The organism is Thermobacillus composti KWC4 (genome assembly GCF_000227705.2).
GTDB classification, from domain to species: domain Bacteria; phylum Bacillota; class Bacilli; order Paenibacillales; family Paenibacillaceae; genus Thermobacillus; species Thermobacillus xylanilyticus.
This window is the reverse complement of record NC_019897.1, coordinates 607,876-626,175: the sequence shown is the minus strand read 5'-3', so window position 1 is coordinate 626,175 and position 18,300 is coordinate 607,876. Positions and strand designations below refer to the sequence as shown.

The 18,300-nt window shown below is 58.4% G+C and carries 18 protein-coding genes and 1 pseudogene; 3 read left to right on the top strand and 16 right to left on the bottom strand.

Translation table 11 applies throughout. The features are described from left to right. Positions 1–15: 15 nt before the first annotated feature. The 12 genes from THECO_RS02920 to THECO_RS02870 form a co-directional block, all read right to left on the bottom strand. Positions 16–840 (bottom strand): type II secretion system F family protein, encoded by an 825-nt coding sequence (locus THECO_RS02920; RefSeq protein ID WP_015253575.1) that lies wholly within the window; start codon positions 838–840, stop codon positions 16–18. After that, positions 833–2,149 (bottom strand): CpaF family protein, encoded by a 1,317-nt coding sequence (locus THECO_RS02915; protein WP_052835809.1) that lies wholly within the window; start codon positions 2,147–2,149, stop codon positions 833–835. The genes THECO_RS02920 and THECO_RS02915 overlap by 8 nt, the downstream gene beginning before the upstream one ends. Then, on the bottom strand, positions 2,085–3,266 hold the full coding sequence (locus THECO_RS02910; RefSeq protein ID WP_015253573.1) for a P-loop NTPase family protein: 1,182 nt from the start codon (positions 3,264–3,266) through the stop codon (positions 2,085–2,087). Before THECO_RS02910 ends, THECO_RS02915 begins: the two co-directional genes overlap by 65 nt. A gap of 579 nt (positions 3,267–3,845) precedes the next feature. After that, positions 3,846–4,127, bottom strand: a complete 282-nt coding sequence (locus THECO_RS02905) for a hypothetical protein (RefSeq protein ID WP_157373504.1) — start codon at positions 4,125–4,127, stop codon at positions 3,846–3,848. Then, entirely contained in the window at positions 4,052–4,624 is a 573-nt protein-coding gene (locus THECO_RS02900; RefSeq protein WP_015253571.1) for a copper amine oxidase N-terminal domain-containing protein, read from the bottom strand. Before THECO_RS02900 ends, THECO_RS02905 begins: the two co-directional genes overlap by 76 nt. Positions 4,625–4,679: 55 nt before the next feature. Then, positions 4,680–5,372 (bottom strand): DUF2461 domain-containing protein, encoded by a 693-nt coding sequence (locus THECO_RS02895; RefSeq protein WP_015253570.1) that lies wholly within the window; start codon positions 5,370–5,372, stop codon positions 4,680–4,682. Between the two features lie 242 nt (positions 5,373–5,614). Beyond that, entirely contained in the window at positions 5,615–5,731 is a 117-nt protein-coding gene (locus THECO_RS20940; protein WP_015253569.1) for a hypothetical protein, read from the bottom strand. Between the two features lie 127 nt (positions 5,732–5,858). After that, complete coding sequence (locus THECO_RS02890; RefSeq protein WP_015253568.1) at positions 5,859–6,146, bottom strand: hypothetical protein; 288 nt, start codon at positions 6,144–6,146, stop codon at positions 5,859–5,861. A gap of 160 nt (positions 6,147–6,306) precedes the next feature. Next, positions 6,307–7,776, bottom strand: a complete 1,470-nt coding sequence (locus THECO_RS02885; RefSeq protein WP_015253567.1) for a glycoside hydrolase family 32 protein — start codon at positions 7,774–7,776, stop codon at positions 6,307–6,309. A gap of 39 nt (positions 7,777–7,815) precedes the next feature. Beyond that, on the bottom strand, positions 7,816–8,649 hold the full coding sequence (locus tag THECO_RS02880; RefSeq protein ID WP_015253566.1) for a carbohydrate ABC transporter permease: 834 nt from the start codon (positions 8,647–8,649) through the stop codon (positions 7,816–7,818). Continuing rightward, positions 8,646–9,527, bottom strand: coding sequence for a carbohydrate ABC transporter permease (locus tag THECO_RS02875; protein ID WP_015253565.1), 882 nt, complete (start codon positions 9,525–9,527; stop codon positions 8,646–8,648). The genes THECO_RS02880 and THECO_RS02875 overlap by 4 nt, the downstream gene beginning before the upstream one ends. Positions 9,528–9,585: 58 nt before the next feature. After that, entirely contained in the window at positions 9,586–10,968 is a 1,383-nt protein-coding gene (locus tag THECO_RS02870; RefSeq protein ID WP_015253564.1) for an ABC transporter substrate-binding protein, read from the bottom strand. 224 nt (positions 10,969–11,192) lie between these two features. On the opposite strand from THECO_RS02870, the gene THECO_RS02865 reads away from it, so the two are divergent. The 3 genes and pseudogenes from THECO_RS02865 to THECO_RS02855 all read left to right on the top strand — a co-directional run bounded on the left by THECO_RS02865 (position 11,193) and on the right by THECO_RS02855 (position 15,303). Then, positions 11,193–12,539 carry an ISLre2-like element ISTco2 family transposase gene (locus THECO_RS02865; RefSeq protein WP_015253563.1) on the top strand — a complete coding sequence of 449 codons (1,347 nt, stop codon included), beginning with the start codon at positions 11,193–11,195 and terminating at the stop codon, positions 12,537–12,539. Positions 12,540–12,893: 354 nt separating this feature from the next. Further along, positions 12,894–14,241: pseudogene (locus THECO_RS02860) on the top strand (IS4 family transposase). A 63-nt stretch (positions 14,242–14,304) separates the two neighbouring features. Continuing rightward, positions 14,305–15,303, top strand: a complete 999-nt coding sequence (locus THECO_RS02855; RefSeq protein ID WP_015253561.1) for a LacI family DNA-binding transcriptional regulator — start codon at positions 14,305–14,307, stop codon at positions 15,301–15,303. 45 nt (positions 15,304–15,348) lie between these two features. Here THECO_RS02855 and ndk read toward each other — a convergent pair whose 3' ends face one another. From ndk to THECO_RS02835, 4 genes are read right to left on the bottom strand one after another with little or no spacing between them, the layout of a single operon-like run. After that, positions 15,349–15,747 (bottom strand): nucleoside-diphosphate kinase, encoded by a 399-nt coding sequence (ndk, locus tag THECO_RS02850; RefSeq protein ID WP_015253560.1) that lies wholly within the window; start codon positions 15,745–15,747, stop codon positions 15,349–15,351. Between the two features lie 56 nt (positions 15,748–15,803). Beyond that, positions 15,804–16,766 carry a class II fructose-bisphosphatase gene (gene glpX, locus THECO_RS02845; RefSeq protein ID WP_015253559.1) on the bottom strand — a complete coding sequence of 321 codons (963 nt, stop codon included), beginning with the start codon at positions 16,764–16,766 and terminating at the stop codon, positions 15,804–15,806. Positions 16,767–16,776: 10 nt separating this feature from the next. Then, positions 16,777–17,604 (bottom strand): pyruvate, water dikinase regulatory protein, encoded by an 828-nt coding sequence (locus THECO_RS02840; protein ID WP_041854100.1) that lies wholly within the window; start codon positions 17,602–17,604, stop codon positions 16,777–16,779. Positions 17,605–17,621: 17 nt separating this feature from the next. Further along, a complete protein-coding gene (locus THECO_RS02835) occupies positions 17,622–18,278 on the bottom strand; it encodes a helix-turn-helix transcriptional regulator (RefSeq protein WP_015253557.1) in 657 nt (218 codons plus the stop codon). Positions 18,279–18,300: the final 22 nt, after the last annotated feature.

The window sequence follows — 18,300 nt, the reverse complement described above, 5'->3', positions numbered from 1 at the left end:
TGTCCGTCACCTCCGTCACACGTCAATCGACATGAATTTGCGGATGAGCCATGCGCATCCCGCCAGCGCCGCCAGCCCGACGGTCAGAATCGCATACCCGGCGGCGCTGCCGTAGAGCGGCGCCATGTAATCCGGCGCCATGGCGGCAAGCAGCATGACGAAAGCGAACGGCGCCCCCATCATCAATCGGGACTCGAAACGCTTGCCGGCGGTCATGACCGCAATCTCCCGCTCGACCTCCATCTTCTCCCCGAGCAGCTGGGCGGAGCTGCGGACGATGGCCGCCATGTCTCCGCCCGAGCGCTTCGCGACGGCGATGACTTCGGCGAGCCGCGCGGCTTCCCCGAGCCCGGCACGATCCGCGAATCGGCGGAGCTCGTCTTCCAGGCGCGCCCCGTTGACGATGCCGATCCGGATCAACTCAAATTCACGGCGGATCGCGGTCCTCGGGTCCGGATAGAGAATGTTCAGCTCATCCGGCACCGCCAAAAACGCATTCTCGAGGGAGCGTCCGGCCGACAGCGATGTGACCAGGCAATGCAGCGCCTCTTTGAATTGCTCTCTCAGCCTGCGTCGTCGCCGGTTCTCCAGTTCCCGCTCGGTCATGGACGGCGCGTACAGGCCGAGCGGCGCGAACAGCAGGCCTGCCCACAGCGACTGGTAGTACAGCCCAGCGGCAAGTCCGGCTGCCGCCATTCCGGCTGCCGCAACGGCCTTCCGCCGCCAACCCGCAAGCCTGACGGCCGAGGCCGGCCGTCCCCCGGTCTTTCGTCCGCCTGCATGGGATCGTTTCCGTTCCCGCGCTGCCGCAGCGCTCATTACCCGGGCGGCATCACGCATATTGACCCGCCTCCTCCGGCGCCGCATCTCCGGCTTGCTGCTCCGCTGCTTCCGGCGGAGATGCGCCGCGGGACGGGTCGGCGATGCCGGCCAGCCGCAGCTTGCGGGCGCGGATCAGCGGGTTCCCCGTCCGGCGAAGTTCTCCCGCTTCATTCCGTTTCCCATCGCGCCGGTCTTCCGCATCGCCGAGACCGCGGGTAAAGAGCACATTCAGCTCGTATTCTCCGCCTCTTATGCCGGCCATTTCCACGATCTCCGATACGCACCGTCTTCCGTCGACCAGCCGGGTCAGATGGATGAGCAGGTCAATGCCCGACGCGATCTGATTGCGGACGACCGCCAGCGGCAGATCCGCCTGGGACAGCACCATCGACTCCAGCCTGGAAAGCATGTCGCGCGGGCTGTTGCCATGCCCAGTCGACATCGAGCCGTCATGACCGGTGTTCATCGCCTGAAGCATGTCCAGGGCTTCGCCGCCGCGCACTTCGCCGACGATGATCCGGTCGGGCCGCATGCGGAGCGAAGCTTTCACCAGCGCGCGGATCGGAATCTCGCCGCGGCCCTCCGGATTGGCGTTGCGCGTCTCGAGCGAGACGAGGTTCGGAATGCCGGAGATTTGCAGTTCCGCGGAATCCTCGATCGTGACGATCCGCTCGTCGGCCGGTATGCAATGGGCGAGCGCGTTCAGAAACGTCGTCTTCCCCGTCCCGGTGCCGCCGCAGACGAACACGTTGTACTTCGCGCGGACAAGCCGGGACAGCCAGTCCGCCGCTTCTTCCGTCAGCGACCCGCGGGCGATAAGGTCGACCATCAGCATCGGCCGCTCCGGAAACTTGCGGATCGTGACCGTCGGCCCGCGGATCGACACCGGCGGCAGCACGACATGGACCCGCGAGCCGTCCATGAGCCGCGCGTCGACGATCGGATTCGTCTCGTTCACGGCGCGGTTGACGCTGCCGACGATCGTCTGGATCAGCTCTTCCAGCCGTTCGCGGCTCTCGAACGCACCCGGATATCGCATGATGCGGCCGCTGCGTTCGATGAAGATGTGCTCATGCCCGTTGATCATGATTTCCGTCACAGTCGGGTCGTCCATGAGCGGCTGCAGCAGGTCGAGCCCGCGGAAGGCGTGGAACAGCCTTCTGACCGCCTGATGCTTGTCCGCTGCGGTGAGCGGTTTGTCCCTGGCCCATTCGAAGACGACCGATTCGATGATGTTCGTCAGCCGCTCATCGCTCAACTCCTCATGCATATTGATCCTGCTTCGGACCCGTTCCCGAAGCATGCGCACCTCGTGATCCCCGATCATCCGGCATCCCCCCTTCCGGTTTCCATCCCGCCGCGCCGAGGAGCCCCAGACATGCGCCCAGCAGCACGGGCGACCTGGCCGCCTCTTCCGGCCGGCCCGCGCCGTGCAGCTGCGGCACCTCCGGCAGCCGGCCGGCAAAGCGCAGTCCTGCCGCCGCGCGGGACACGCCGGTCTGGCCCGCGCGGGCCGCGACAAAGCGGATGCGCGGCTCCGCTTCCGCGAACCGGTCCGGATGGCGGCGCCGGAAAAACCCGAGCGCCGCTTCGGCCTTGAGCAAGCCGGCCGCATGATCCGGCACGAGCCAGAAAATCGCGGCCGATTGGATGAAAATTTCCAGATGCGCCTCGGTCGGCGCGGAGCCGAGGTCGACGAAGACCGCGCCATAGTCCGGGCAAGCCGCCACGGTCCGGATCAGCTTGCCCGCAGCATCGGCGCTCAAGACCAGTTTCTCTTCCGGCGGACAGCCGCCGGGAAACCGGTCGATGCCCAGCTGCGCATCGTGCGTCCGCAGCCGTTCAAACAAGCCTGCCGCTTCCGCCGGCCTTGCCTGCAGAGCGTACAGCATCTCCGGCAGCCCGCCCTCCGTGTCCGCCTTGCCGGGGGCCGCGCCGCCGAACGGGTCCAGGTCGAGATAGAAGGCGTTCACGCCCGACCTGGCCGCCAGATGCGCCATGCAGAGCGCCGTCGACGTGACGCCGCTTCCGCCTGACGGCGAATAGACCGCCGCAACCAGCGTCCCGCGTCCGTTCCCGGCATCCGTTGAACGCGGCACCCCGTGCTCGGCGCGAATCGCTGCAAGCTGCCGGAGCAGGTTCGGCATCGGTTGATATTGCATGACTTCCGGCAGGCCGGCATCAGCGCCGGCTTCGCCGCTCCGCTTGACCAGCAGCGCAATCGGCACGCCGGGCCGCAGCCCGCCTGCAGCTTCCGCGAACTCCGGCGCAACGAGCAGCAGATCCGCGGGATACCCCGCCTTCACATATTGGTGCAGCGCATCTTCCGTCGTGAAGCCGGTCACCCGCCATTCGCGGCCGTACGGCGATTGCCGGACATAGTCGGCCAGGCGGCTCACATATTCCGCTTCCCGCGCCGCAACGCAAAGATAGATCGGTACCATGCCGCGGCTCCTTTCGTACGCAAACAAAAAAACACCGCCCGCACAGGCTTGCAGCCTGATGCGAACGGTGCTTCCGTTCGTCCAATCTATTAAATTTTCACTTATATTAACATTGTCTTTTCCCTGTTGTCAATTGTCATCTTCTATTATGTCGTTGTTCTGTGATAATGTCACCCTATAACTGTTCTGAGATAATGTCACCATGGGACAGAAGACCGCATCATTGACCAAAGCAGAATGGAAAAATGGAAAGTATGAGAATGCACTTCCGATAAGTAAGTGCTGAAGCCGGTCGCCCAATACGGGCATCTGTCCCTCTTATTTCCTCTTTCGATAAAGGTAATCGACGGCGACAACGAAGACCAACCACGGAAGCACATAGGTCGTAGCCCATTCGAACGATTGTCGGACGCCGGAATCCGAATGGACCACGAAGATCGCGAGGACGAAGATCACCAACAAAAATACACCAAGACCGTACGATTGCTTCACGGCTATTCCCCCGGTCCATCCATGCATCAAGAAACAGGATTAACAAGTGACATTTTCACAGACGATTACATCCTCATCTTTCATTCTTCAGACGGAAATAACCAGATATAAAGCCTCGTCTTCATATGCCGTCGCGAAAATGCGGAACTCCAATGATTCTCCCGGCGCAACCGTATCCGGCAGATCCGGGTTATGGGCAGCAATGTTGCCTAATTGCGGCTCGCTTTTTCCGGACAAGGAGCCGATCTCATACATGAGCGATGCCGTGTCGATGCCGAACTCGCCCGTGTTTTTCAGAACCACGCTGACGGTGATGCCTTCCAGTCCGGCTTTTTCCTTCTCTCCCGTGTCGTTCGGCAGCGGCACCATTCATGCGATATCAGCTCCAGTCCTTCCGGAAGGGCAACGCGCTGCAATTCGTTCAGATCGACGGCGTTTTGTGTCCCTTTGTTGATATGGACGGCCTGCGTTTTCGCGTCCCACTGCACTTGATAACCGCACGCCTCCGAAAAAAAGCGCAGCGGCACGTACAGCCTTCCATTGTACAGATACGGCGCCGCATCCAACGCGAACTTTACGCCATTCTTCGTGTAGCTTTTTTGGTTCAAGGTCAACACGAAGGAATCGCCGCCGGTCTGAAACGAAGCCTGCTTTGTCCGGTTGTCCCAGGAAACAGGCACATGAAGCGCGTCGGACACGACGCTGACCGGAACGAACAGCCGATCTTTCTTGATTTGCGGCGGATGTTCCGACTCGATCTGTCGTCCCTCTGCGTAAAGCTTGACCGTGCCGGCCGCGGAAACGGAGGCGGCGATGCAGAATGTGAAGAGCACTCCGACGAACACTGCAAACACTTTCTTCGACACCGCGAACACTCCTTGCTCCCGATGCATTTTCCCTTATATTAACACCGCATGCGCTTCATGCGCCGGCTGCCCGCATTCTCAAGTACCAGAACGCGTGATAGAGCCCGCCGAGCATTTCGAATCCCGAGGCCACCTCATCCGCAAGACGCGGAGAGAACAGCAGCTCGTCAATCTCCCGGTTGCAGGCAAGGTAAATATTTTTGCGCTGGTACCACTCAAGCACGGATTCGGGCTTGCTCGCATCGAGGATTCGCTTGTAGCATTCCCCTTCGATGACGAAGGTCCGCTGGCGCTCATAGAAAGCCGTCGTCCGGCGGAACTGTTCCGGCTCCTCGTCGATCCATTCGCGGAGCTTGTCCATCGTGTCTTTCGAAGCGGCGTAGAATCCCATTCCATACCGGTAGCCGTCCGGACGCAGCTCAAAAAAGTACGCGGGACCGTCCTTCCATTCTCCCGAGCGGCGTTTGAACGTAATCCACATGGCATCGCGGTACAGCGACTTGTCCCTGGAGAAGCGCGTGTCGCGATGGATGCGCGAGATCGTCTTGCCCACGGCGGGCCGCGTCTCCAGCTGCGGATCGATGGTCAGCATCGTGCCGCTCAGGTCGGCCGCCAGGTCGCGCATCGGCTCCAGCAGCTCCCGCTCGTAAACCGGACGGTTCTGTTCAAACCACTCCTTGGAGTTCTGCTCCCGCACGTCGCGCAAAAATTGGAGCGTCTGTTCGGTAAAACCGCGAAACGCACCCATTTGAACAACCTCCTTTTGCAATTCCTTCTGCCATTCAGGTCCCGCAGCCTCAATGCGAATCCGCCTTTCAATACGAACGTATGATCGCCGTGCATAGCATTAAATATATATTATGTAATAATTTTCATCAACCCCCGGCAATAAAAGCGCCGCCCGTGCAGCCACCGGATGCTGTCGCTCCGCACGGACGGCGCTTCCTCCTGACGCCATTGCCAGACCGTCAAATTCGGCTTATTCGGTCATTACACGAGCCAGCCGCGAAGCACGATGACCAGCAAGATGAAAAGAACGAGAATCACACCCGTGCTCGTGAACAGACCGTGACCGCCGAAGCCGCCGTAACCGCCAGGGTAACCCATCCGCAAGCACCTCCTTCCGATCGGACTGCGTTATCCTATGCACCCGTCCCTTAACACTATTGGGCAACAAGACAAAATAGGCAGACGCATCCCGCGTCTGCCCTGGATGAAGCGATGAAGCCGGTCGTTACCAGAAGAACCCGCCGCCGTAAGGTCCGTAAAACGGTCCGAAGCTGGGACCGTAGAACGGTCCGCCGAACCCGCCGAATTCATACGGCGACGACCCGATCGCCAGCAGATCGAACAGCACGAGCGGCAGAAGGCCTTTCACTTGCGCCTTGCCGCGCGGCTGTTCCAGCATCAGCCGGTTGCCGCGGATGCCGACCAGCTTGCCGGAGACGATCGAGCCGTCTTTCTTGAGCGCGTAAATCTCCCGGCCGATCAGCTTCCGTACCTGATCCTTCTTTACTGCCATGCTCTTCGCGCCTCCTCCCTTCAGGCGCAGCTTTGGCCGCGCGTATCATAACGTATGCAACCGCGGCCGAGCCTGCATGGACAACGATGTACAAGCGCCAAAAAATGTACGGCAACCCGCAGGCCGCCGCAATATGCAATCCGCTTCTATGCGGTTACGGTCACAACGGACGGACACTTCCGCCTGACCCGCCATGGCAAAACACACGGCTTTCCAGCTTCCCCAATCTGACAGGTTGCGCGGCGGAGACGGTCGATAAGGACCCTTTGGCAGCGTAGGAGGTTACGGTGAACACCTTTTCGCCGCGGTTGATAAACACTTCCAGAGAGTACAAGTCCACAAAAAGCTCGAGCACCAACCCCTCGTCCACCCGGACATCCAACCGATAATCCCGGCCGTCCGCATAACCGGAGCGAACGGAGATCTGCTCCGCCGCGGCGTCCAGTTCCACTGTGATCGCCTGATCGTCCTTCCTCTGCAGATGGAATGCCAGGACATTCCCCTTCAGTTCGTCCAGCTCCGATTTGCTCAGCTCCAGCAGGATATGGCCCGAGTGGCCCTCCAGCACGACCTGCTCCCGACCGGAAGACAAGCCCACTTCTCCGCAAGCCTGCAGCGCAAAATGATCCCCGAACGGCAGGAACGGCTTCTGCAGCAGCTTCCGATCCTCGACCGCGAGCCGTCTCGGGATCGACATCATGCCGTTGAATGCAAATGCTTCGGGCAACCCGCCCTGGCTCCAGCTTTGCATCCACCCGATCAAAATGCGTTCGCCGTTCGGGCCGCAGGCGGTCTGGGGCGCGTAGAAGCTCGGGCCTTCGTCCAGAATGCCCTGACTTTCCACCTCAAACCTGCCCGTGCCGTAATCCAGCGTCCCGATGGCATAGGCGACATGATGCGTCACCTGCCCGGCATACTCGGGATCGCACGGCATGACGGAGAAAATCAGCACATCTTTCCCGTCCAGATGAAACAAGTCCGGACATTCCAGGAGCATGTTCTGCTCTTCGGCTGTCTGGTAGATCGAGGAATGAAACCGCCACTTGACCAAATCCTTCGATTCGAACATGATGATTTCACCGCGGCGTCTCTCGTTCCGCACCGCCAGCACGCAATAATAGCTGTCTTTCTCCTTCCACACTTTCGGGTCCCTGAAATCGCACAACATGTAGCGTTCCGGCAGCTCTTTTTCGCCGATGACGGGATTGCCGGGGTGCTTCTCGAAATGCACGCCGTCCTCCGATACGGCAAGGCACTGCCGCTGGACGACCTGCCCATCCTCCCCGACCACATGTCCGGTATAGAGCAAATGCAGCTTGCCGTCTTTCTCAATGGCGCTTCCCGAAAAGCAGCCGTTCGCATCATAAGGCCGGTCATTGGCCAGCGCGACCGGCTTGTAGTTCCAGCGGACAAAATCCGTCGTGGTCGCGTGTCCCCAGTGCATGTCGCTCCACCTGGTGGAGTACGGGTTGTATTGATAAAACAGATGATACTCGCCATTGTGATGGATGAATCCGTTCGGGTCGTTGATCCAGCCGATTTCCGCCGCAAAGTGAAAATGCGGCCGGTTGGTGACGCGATGTCTGTGTTGCCGGATATATTGATTTGCCGCTTCGAGCTTGGACAGCATGATCTCCCACTCCCATTGTTTTTCGCTATGCTGCAAGACTTACTTGATGCCGCTCCGTATTGCGCCTTCGATGATATGTCTCTGAAAGAGGGCGTACAACACGATGATGGGAATCGTCACAATGGTCAGCGCCGCCATCATGTGGCTTGTGAAAATGTTGTACGTGTCGCTGAAAATCGCGTTGAGCGCCACCTGCACGGGCATGAGATCCGATTTTGTGATCGCCATGACCGGCCACAGAAAGTCGTTCCAGGAACCGATGAAGGTCAAAATCCCGACGGACACAAACATGGGGAGGCTGGCCGGAACGACGATTCTCCAGTAGCTCCCGAATTCCGTCAGGCCGTCCACCTTGGCCGCCTCGATGAGCTCCTCCGGGAAGGACAGGAAGTGCTGTCTGAACAGGAAGATGTTCATGACATTGACGAAGAACGGGATCAGGTAGCCGGCAAGCGTATTGATCATCCCGAGTTCATGCACGACCAGATAGAGCGGCAGAATAATGGCCTCGACGGGCACAATCATGAGCGCGATGATAAACAACAATATGGCGTTCTTGAACGGAAAATGAAACCTGGCCAGCGCGTAGCCCGCCAGCGAATTGACGGTCAGGCCCGCCAGCGCCGTAACGGACGCGTATATCAGGCTGTTGAGCACATTCCGGAACACATTGTACATGGACAACAGTTCCTGATAGGATTTCAGAGTCAGATCCCCGAATCTCGGAACCACGGCATAGATGGTCGAGATGTCCCGGTAGATGACGCTGTCGATTTTGAAAGACGACAGGATCATCCACACCATGGGAACGAGAAATTGAAGCGCGATGAGAGAGGCGACGATATAAAAAGCCGTTTTCCTGATGACCTTCACGCTTTTTCCTCCCGAAAGAGCTTCTTGATGAGGACGGAAACGACGATGAGGAAAACAGTGAATACCACCGTGATCGCACTCGCATACCCGATGTTGCGGTGGCGATAGCCGTATTCGTAGATGTACTGCAGAATCGTCATCGTGGAATAATCCGGGCCGCCTCCCGTCATGACCATGGGCTGCACGATGAGCTTGAACGCCTGGATGGTCGTGGTGATGACGAGGAACATCGTAATCGGCTTCAGGCCCGGCAGCGTGATGTACCGGAACTTGCGCAGCGAGCCGCAGCCGTCCAGTTCCGCCGCCTCATATTGACTGGAATCAATGTTCGAGAGCCCCGCAAGGAAAATCATCATCTGATAGCCGCAGCCCGACCACGCCGAAATCATGACGATGGTGTACATCGCTTGCGAGCTGCTGGTCAGGAAAGGCTGGGGAGACAGCCCCAACGCCGTCAGCACCTCGTTGATCAGCCCCGAATCGGGATTCAGCAGCACCGTCCACAAAATGGAGATGACGACAAGCGACAGCACGGCCGGGGAGAAATACGCGGTGCGAAAAAACCCGACGCCCTTGACTTTCCTGTTCACGATGAGCGCCAGCACCAGCGCCATCGTCAACTGAATCGGCACCACGAACACGACGAACTTGACCGTGTTGAGGAAGGTCTTGCGAAACAGGTCGTCGGTGAAGATCCGCTGGTAATTGTCGAATCCGATGAATTGCCGCTCATGCGGCTTCAGCAGGTAATAGTCCGTAAAGCTGTAGTTGATCGCCTTGCCGATCGGCAGCACGATGAACAACACGGCCAGAAGCAGCGCCATGAGAAGGAACGCATAGGCCGTGACGACTTCCTGCCATTTGTACTGCTTGAACATTTGCCCTTTTCACCCCCGTCAAAGATAGTGGCGAGGATGGAACCTCGCCAATTCCGGGTTATCCTTTTTTGTACTTCGCAAATTCCTGATCGATCTTCTTGACCGCGTCGTTCAGGTAGGTCTGGATGGTTGCTTCATCGGTTGTCTTGTTTTGGGCGATTTTGAGCAGGACGTCCTTCGCGAATGTCTCGGACAGGTACGGATACCCCACGGAAACCGGACGCGCCTTGTTCGTATGCTGGACCTGATATTGCATCACTTTCCATGCTTCGTTGAAATACGGGTTGTCCGTATTGGTGTCGATCACATCGATGGCGTTGATCCGGGTCGGAATGGAGCCGTTCTTCGTGAAATATTCCCGCGAAGCTTCATCATTGGTCAGCCATTCCATCACTTCGACGACCTGCGGAATGCGCTCCTCGGGGATGTTCGCGCTTCTGACGAAGGCCCAGCTGCCCGACGGCGTATAGAGACCGTCAAATTCCCCGTTCATTTTCGGATAGCGGAGCGATCTGAATTTCAGATCGGGGTAATTGCCCGTGAGCTCGTTGACGTACCAGAAGCCTGCGACAGCCATGGCAGCCTGTCCGGAATGGAAGGCCTTCTCGGGCTCCGCCGCGCTGGCCAGCGGACGATCCCCCGCGAACAGCCGGGCATATTTCGTCATCGCTTCCAGCGTCTCGGGGCCGTTCAGCACCCCGTCAACCGTCAAGCCGTCGTCGGCCACAATGTTCGAACCGTTCGACCAGACGAGCGGCGTGAAATAATACGTGCCGGTCTCATACACGCCGCTTGCCACATCCGTCAGCAGCGTGCTCAAGGCAACCGCGTACTTTTCAAAGGCCGGATCGTTGCTCTCCGAGGCGTATTGATCGATGTCGCGGGCCAGTTCCAGCAGCTCATCCCAGGTCCAGTCTTCATCGGGAGCCGGAATTTTGGCTTTGATGTCATCCGGCAGGGCATTGATCATGTCTTCGTTGTACATCACGACGACGGCCGAATCCGAATAGCCGAGCGCATACAGCTTGCCGTCAACCGTGCCTTGCTCCAGGATCGAAGCGGTAAATCCTTCGGCAAATCCTTCGCTCAGATAGGAGCCCACTTCGCCGATGACCCCCGCGTCCGCGTAGGCGGCCACGTCCGGACCGTCCAGCGTGAAGATGTCGGGCATGTCGCCGGCGGTAATGGCGGCGTTCAATTTGTCGATGTAACCGGAGCCGGCACCGGCCCGCGTAATGTTCTGAATCTCGACCTTCGGTTTGTCCGGATGCAGTTCATTGTATTTCGCCACGCGATCGGCAAACATTTTCCCCTCCGGCGTGTCCGCGGACGCTTGCGTCCAGACTACGATGGTGTCCTTCTTGCCGTTCCCCCCGCCGCTGCATCCCGCAAGCAGCACCAAGGCAATCAGACCGACGAGCAACACGAGTTTCTTTTTCATACGCCCCTCCGTGAGAATTAGTGAGAAAAAACCAGAATAAATTGAGAATACGTATTCTGAAAGTAATCATATAAGACGCTGTAATCGCTGTCAACAATAAAATAATTTGCGTTAGTGTAAAATCTTCGTGGGTGTAGGAATTGGAAAAAGCGGACATAGAAAAAGAGCTTCTCCCTTGGTAAAGTGATGTTTGTCCACAACACACCAAGAAGGAGGAAGCTCCTGTGAGCAACATTACCACAACAATGCCGACAATGAAAGAGATTGAGCAATGGATATTTCGGAAAATGCAGGAGGAATTCGCTCGTGCGATGAAGCAGGTGCTGGAGGCGCTGGATCAGCAGATCTTGGAGCAACGGGACCGAGAGCGTTATCGAGTAAAGGACGAGCGTGAAACAAGCGTCAACACAGTGTTCGGGAATGTGCGCTTTAAGCGGAGATTGTACTGTGACCGTAGAAGCGGCAAACACGTGTATCTGCTGGATCAGCTGTTGCAATTCGAAGGGCGCGGGAAAGTCAGTCCGCATTTGGAAGAGACAGCCATCGCATTCGCCAGCCAAGGACCGTCGTACCGGGACAGCGCTAAGCGGCTGGAGCAGCTCCTGGGATACAATGTGCTGAGCCACCAAGCGATCAGGGAAAAACTGATTGAGCGTGCGGAACAGCCGATGTCTGAGGTGAAGCGACGCCCAGCGCGAGTATTGTTCGTGGAAGTGGATGGGCTATACACGAAGCTGCAGCGGAGCAAGAAGCGTGGGATGGAGAACGCAATCGCTGTCGTACACGAAGGCTGGGAGAAGAGCGGCAAGCGAGTGCGGCTGAAGAATAAACAGCATTACCTGCATACGAGCGGCGGCGACTTCTGGGAAGGGTTCGGGGACTTTCTGGTGGAGCGTTACGAAATCGACGAGAACACGTGGCTTGTGGTGAACGGAGACGGCGCGGGGTGGATCGGGGAATGTACATCCTACTTTCACCAATGCCTGTACATGCTGGACCGCTTTCATGTGGCGCGTGATTTGAAACGTTTTGTCGGACATTTACCGAAGGTGTGGGAGACCGTGAGACGGTCGCTGGCCAAACAGGACGCAGCCGCGCTTATAGCGGCCTTAGAAAGCGTAGCGGAGCAAGAGATAGCGGAAGAGAACCGGAAGGATTGGAAGCGGTATAAAAGCTATCTGAAGCGGCACGAGAAGCATTTGGACGACTACCGAAAAACACTCCAGGTGAAGGGGATCGACACAAGCGGTATGCGCCCGATGGGAAGCGCGGAATCGCAGATGCGCATATTCGCCAAGCGGACGAAGCGTGGCGGGTACAGTTGGAGTGAGCGAGGCGTCAGGGCGATGCTGTGGACAATGATGAGGATTAAAGAAGCCGGCATGGTTGTAAGAACGGTTGAAGGACATGCGAGTATGCAAGCAACGTCACAACAGCCAATAAACATGCGGCAATTGCTCAAGAACGTGACGCAACCAGTCAAGGGTTGTATCGCTGGAATGATTCGCATGCTGCAAGGACCGAAGCAAAGCAGCACAACGGGTATGGCACTCAAAGCTCTTCGCGGATAATGGCAAAAAATTCTGACAAATCACTTTTATTTGATGAAAGAACGAAGCAAAGCGCTTACAAGGAAGAGGTTTCCTTTGGGGTTCGCGTTCCAAGCATCTTAAATGACTGCCCACGCTAGCTTGACACTGACATAATTTGCTGATTAAATTGATTTTTATCTTCGGAAATCGTATTCTTATGATAGAATGAAATTAATATCTCAACTTTCGCAGAGAGAAAATGGCGCTAATTCCTTGGGATGATGGGGTTTTAGCTCGTTTGGTTCCAGGCTTGACGAAATGAAAAACACCTCTCTGTTTGGTATAATTGGAATTGCCAAGATCCCAAAACCGAACAGAAAAGGTGTTTCCTACATGATAAATCAAACGACGCCATTCGATCAACTCCCTCAAGAGATCAAACCTGCTTTTCAGGAACTGAAAGTTCTCAAACACTTGAATGCCGCGGGGTTCAGGAAGAAATTCGGATTTACCTGCGCCTGGTTGTTTCGCCTTGTCTTTGTCCTGATGTTCCATCAGAAGAACGGGTTTCGTCTGCTGGAAAGCAACAAAGGCGAGACGTTCCCCGGCAAAGATGCGGTGTATCGTTTCTTGAATCACGGCGGCTACGCATGGCGGCGGTTTTTGCTGTCGCTCAGCAGCGAAACGATCGCAAGAATCGAACCGCTGACCTCGTCAAACCGGGAGACCGCCTTGATTTTCGACGATTCCATGTACGCGCGCAACCGGAGCAAGGCCGTCGAGATGCTGGCGCGCTTCAAGGATCATGCGACCGGTGCTTTCTACAAAGGCTTCGATGGGCTGGTCGGACGGCCATTCGTTTGTCCCGATGGACTTTGCGCTGCTGAGTTCGGCGAAGTCCGGCATCAACGGCATGGTGGACGGGATCGGCAAGCGAAGCCATGGCTACAAGCGGCGGCTAGAAGCGTTTTGTACGGCTCCGCAGGTCATCGCGGCCATGCTGGATCGTGCGCTTGAGGCCGGCGTTTCGGCATCGTACGCCCTGATGGACAGTTGGTTTACACATGCGCCGCTCATTCAGGCAATCATCCGTCGCGGACTGCACGTGATCGGCATGGTCAAGAACGATAACAAGCGCTATCTCGTGAACGGGAAGCGGCTCAGCCTGAAGGAACTGTATGCCGCTTCCCCGCGTGTCGAAGGGAAGAACCGCAACATCCTTCGTCTCATCCGAACCTCGCTCGCCCCGGGAATCCCGGTGGTGGTCGTGTTTGTCCGCCATCGTTCCAGGAAAAACGAATGGCTTGCCCTGCTTTCGACTGACCTTGGTCTGACGGCCCAGGACATCATCCGGATCTATCGGATGCGATGGGACATCGAGGTTTTCTTCAAGTGCGCCAAGTCGCTGCTGCGTCTGCAAAACGAGTTCCAGGGCCGGTCGTATGATATGCTCGTAAGCCACACGACCATTGTGTTTTCGCGCTATATCCTGTTGGCCTGGCAGCATCGGCAAAGCACAGACGCGCGTTCGCTCGGCGGCCTGTTTTATTTGCTTTGTGACGAAGTCGGTGCGGTGGACTGGGTCGCAGCGTTACAGCAATTGGTCGATTTGATCCGTGAAGTCGCTGCAAAAGCAGGCAAAAAGCTTTCGGTATTTATTCAGCGTCAACTCAAGGAGTGGATTGCTGCTCTGCCCAATTACATCAAGGCTTATCTGCCTATTTCATGCTGCGAAAGTTGAGTTAATATGCTATGATAGTTTTAACCATTCGGAACGGAACAATACAGGGTCCTGGAGGCCGACGTGAAGAAAAGAATCACGATGAAGGAGATCGCCCGTCTGGCCAATGTGTCGCAGGCGACGGTCTCGCGCGTCATCAACGGAAACCCCGACGTTAATGAGGAACTGGCGGCGAGGGTTTTGAAGGTGATTGAAGAGGTCGGATACGTGCCGAATCAGACCGCCCAAACGTTGAAGCGCAATCAGTCGAAGCTGATCGGGGTCAGCGTGTCCGAAATGTACAATCCCTATTTCGTCGAGCTGGTCGACCATCTGGAGGACAAGGCGCGGAAGCTGGGCTACAACATCATTCTGCACAATTCCAAGCACAACCCGATCCTGGAGTGGGAGAACATCCAGAACTTCCTCACCAGGCAAATCGACGGATGCGTCATCGTTCCCACCGGAAGCTACAATCTGGAACGGCTCAGCAAGCTGCCCATCCCCGTCGTGTCCATCACGCAGACGGTAAGCTCGCTGGACAGCGTGGCCATCGATCACATGAAAGCCGGGAAATTGGCGGCCGCAAGTTTCATCAAAGCCGGCCATACCTCCTTCGCCTATATCGGGAAATCCGATGACGAGAAGTATCTCGGTTTCGCCAGTGTGTTGTATGAGCATCAGCTTCCCGTTTCGGATGTCCGGGTATTTGAACTCGAACAGACGTCCAACGACAATTTTCTCGTGCGTCAAGGTATCGAACGGCACTTCCGGCAGTTCGAGACGTTCCCTTTCACCTGTGTGTTCACCGAAAACGACATCGTCGCCCTGGAATGCATCAAACTGATTGAGGAACGCGGGCTGAAAGTTCCGGAAGATATCAGCGTGATCGGCTTCGACGATACGTATTTGTCGAAGATCATGGGCATCTCCAGCATCCATCAGCCGATCGAAGACATGGTGTCCACCTCGCTGGAACTGCTGATCAACCGAATTGAAGAAAAACTTTCTCCCGACATTGTCAGCATCCAGCTGGAACCGACACTTATGACGCGCAAAAGCTCCAACCATCGGCGAATCTGAAAACAAAGCGGCAGCCTTGCGGCTGCCGCAGCTGCTTGAATCTTTTCATCCGAAGAACAGGCCGATCTCCCGCTCCGCGCTGGCCGGCGAATCCGAACCGTGCACGATGTTGCTGTCCACGGTGAGACCGAAGTCGCCGCGGATCGTGCCGGGCGCGGCCTCGGCCGGGTTCGTGCTGCCGATGACGCGCCGCGCGATCGCGACGGAATCGGGCCCTTCCCACACGCTTGCGAATACGGGGCCGGACGTGATGAAGTCGACCAGTTCGCCGAAAAACTTTTTGTCCCGATGCTCCCGATAGTGCTCCTCCGCAAGCTTCCGCGTCAGGGTGAGCACCCGCGCTTCCCGTAGCGTCAGCCCTTTCCGTTCGAGCCGGCTGACGATTTCGCCGACGAGTCCTCTTCTGAAACCGTCCGGCTTCACCATGACGAATGTCCGTTCCATGCCGTATTCCCACCTCCATGCTGCGGTCGTTTGCTTAAGGATGCCCGGCATCCCGTTCATCTGAGCAGCGGCTTGTTCTTGAGCATGTGCAGCGACCGGATGAAGCGGATCGTCTGCGTCTTCCCGCGCATCACCATCGAATGCGTCTCGGCGCGGCCGCCTTCGAGATACCGGACGCCGCCGAGGAATTCGCCCGGCGTTACGCCCGTGGCGGCAAAAATGACATCCCCGTCGCCCACCATGTCGTTCATCCCGAGAATCCGGCGCGGATCGTCCAGTCCCATCGCGACGCAGCGTGAGTATTGCGCGTCATCCTCGATCATCAGCCGGCCCTGCAGCTCGCCGCCGAGACATTTGATCGCCGCTGCGGCGAGCACGCCTTCCGGCGCGCCGCCCGAACCGATGTACAGGTCGATCCCGGTCTCGGGAAAACAGGGAGCGATAGCCCCGGCGACATCGCCATCGGACAGAAACTTGATCCGGACGCCGGCATTCCGGAGTTCCTCAACCAGCGCGGCGTGCCGCGGGCGATCCAGCATCATGACGGTGAGATCCGACAGCGGCTTGCCCAGCGCGAGCGCCGCTTTCTCCACCGTCGTGCGCGCCGGATCGCGCAGGCTGAGCTTGCCGGCGAGCGCGGGGCCGACCGCGAGTTTCTCCATGTACATGTCCGGCGCGTGCAGGAGCTGTCCTTTGCCCGCCACCGCCAGGACGGACATGGCATTGTTCAGCCCTTTCGCGACGATCTCCGTGCCTTCGAGCGGATCGACCGCGATGTCGACTTCCGGCCCGGTGCCGTCGCCGAGCTTCTCACCGATATAGAGCATCGGCGCTTCATCCATCTCGCCCTCGCCGATGACGACCGTACCCCGGATCGCGACGGAGTCGAACATGCGCCGCATCGCTTCCGTCGCCGCGCCGTCCGCCGCATTCTTGTCGCCCCGTCCCATCCACGGGGCGGCGGACAGCGCCGCAAGCTCGGTCACGCGGACAAGTTCCAGCGCGAGTTCCCTTTCCATGCCCTTCCTCCTAACGGTTTTGCCGTTTTTCCTGCGCTTCATGCATCATCCTCACAATGATGGCCGCCGTTTCCTCGATGGAGCGATGGGTGACGTCGATGACGGGGCAGCCGATTTCCTCCATGATCGACCGGGCATACGCGAGTTCTTCGCGAATCCGTTCAATCGACACGTAGGACACGCCGCCGGGCAAGCCCAGTTCGCGAAGCCGTGAGCCGCGGATGCCGGCGAGCCTCTCCGGCTCCATCATGAGGCCGACGATCAGCGCGCCGGCCGGATTCTCGACCAGTTCCGCGGGCGGCCGGACTTCCGGCACGAGCGGCAGGTTCGCCGTGCGGATGCCTTTGTGCGCCAGGTAGACGCTGAGCGGCGTTTTCGACGTGCGCGACACGCCGATCAGGATGACTTCGGCCTGGAGCAGGCCGCGGAAATCTTTGCCGTCGTCGAACCGGATCGCGAACTCCACCGCCTCGATCCGCTTGAAATAATCCTCGTCGAGCGTATGCAGCAGTCCCGGTTCGCTCCGCGGCGATCCGTTGAACGTGTCGATGTACGCCTGCATCATCGGCCCGAGCACGTCCACCGCGCGGACGCCGCGCCTGCCCGCTTCCTCGCGCATCATCTCGCGCAGCTCGGGCTGCACCAGCGTAAAGGCGATGAATCCGCCCGTCCGTGCCGCTTCCTCCGTGATGCGGACGATCTCATCCTCATCCTTGATCGGGGCGCACCGTTTCAGCCGCACGCTGCCGCCGTCAAACTGGCGGATCGTCGCTTTCGCCACCGCCTCCGCCGTCTCGCCGACGCCGTCCGAACAAATGTAAATGATCTTCGGGTTCATCTCGTTCTCCGGTTCCGTCACCAACTTCTGCCTCCTTCATGCGGCGCCGGCGGCTGCAGGCTTCCGGCGAGCAGGCCGGCGATGTGCCGGACCGTCACGCGGCCGGCCGCTTCGCGCACCCCGTTCCGTTCGCGGACCACCGGAAGGCAGTCAAGCTCATGGGCGAACATCAGACGCAGCGCTTCGGCCGCGTCATCCTCCGGCGATACGGTCACGACGTTCGGCACCCGGGTCATGACGAGGCTGACCGGAAACGCCGAGGCGTCGGCTCCGCCGACCGTCACTTTCAGCAAATCTTTGGCCGTTACGATGCCCGTGAACCGCTGCTCGCGGTCGACGACGATCAGTTCCTCGACGTTCTCGGTGAACAGCGCGACCACAGCGTCGTGCACCGAGCTGTGCTCGCCGACGCTGACCGGAACGGCCATGACATCTTTCACTTTACAGCCGGCCAGCCCTTGCGAGGCGGTCCGGGCGGTCCGGGCCGGGCCCGGGAAGTAGCCGACCTTCGGCTTCGCGTCGATCAGGCCGAGCATGACGAGCAGCGCCAGGTCGGAGCGAAGCGTCGGCCGGCTGACGCCCAGCATGCCGGCGAGCTGCTCGCCCGTGATCGGCGCATGCCTTTCCACAAGCCGCACGATCTCCGATTGTCTCGCAGTCAGTTCGATGGCCAACACAACCTTTTTATAACATCAT

What these genes read in the sequence shown, in the direction of transcription:
- THECO_RS02870 (WP_015253564.1), bottom strand. Translation starts at nt 10,968, where the DNA reads ATGAAAAAGAAACTCGTGTTGCTCGTCGGTCTGATTGCCTTGGTGCTG.
- THECO_RS02890 (WP_015253568.1), bottom strand. Translation starts at nt 6,146, where the DNA reads ATGGCAGTAAAGAAGGATCAGGTACGGAAGCTGATCGGCCGGGAGATT.
- THECO_RS02915 (WP_052835809.1), bottom strand. Translation starts at nt 2,149, where the DNA reads ATGATCGGGGATCACGAGGTGCGCATGCTTCGGGAACGGGTCCGAAGC.
- THECO_RS02905 (WP_157373504.1), bottom strand. Translation starts at nt 4,127, where the DNA reads ATGGTGCCGCTGCCGAACGACACGGGAGAGAAGGAAAAAGCCGGACTG.
- THECO_RS02920 (WP_015253575.1), bottom strand. Translation starts at nt 840, where the DNA reads ATGCGTGATGCCGCCCGGGTAATGAGCGCTGCGGCAGCGCGGGAACGG.
- THECO_RS02885 (WP_015253567.1), bottom strand. Translation starts at nt 7,776, where the DNA reads ATGCTGTCCAAGCTCGAAGCGGCAAATCAATATATCCGGCAACACAGA.
- THECO_RS02910 (WP_015253573.1), bottom strand. Translation starts at nt 3,266, where the DNA reads ATGGTACCGATCTATCTTTGCGTTGCGGCGCGGGAAGCGGAATATGTG.
- THECO_RS20940 (WP_015253569.1), bottom strand. Translation starts at nt 5,731, where the DNA reads ATGGGTTACCCTGGCGGTTACGGCGGCTTCGGCGGTCACGGTCTGTTC.
- glpX (WP_015253559.1), bottom strand. Translation starts at nt 16,766, where the DNA reads ATGGAAAGGGAACTCGCGCTGGAACTTGTCCGCGTGACCGAGCTTGCG.
- ndk (WP_015253560.1), bottom strand. Translation starts at nt 15,747, where the DNA reads ATGGAACGGACATTCGTCATGGTGAAGCCGGACGGTTTCAGAAGAGGA.
- THECO_RS02840 (WP_041854100.1), bottom strand. Translation starts at nt 17,604, where the DNA reads ATGAACCCGAAGATCATTTACATTTGTTCGGACGGCGTCGGCGAGACG.
- THECO_RS02875 (WP_015253565.1), bottom strand. Translation starts at nt 9,527, where the DNA reads ATGTTCAAGCAGTACAAATGGCAGGAAGTCGTCACGGCCTATGCGTTC.
- THECO_RS02895 (WP_015253570.1), bottom strand. Translation starts at nt 5,372, where the DNA reads ATGGGTGCGTTTCGCGGTTTTACCGAACAGACGCTCCAATTTTTGCGC.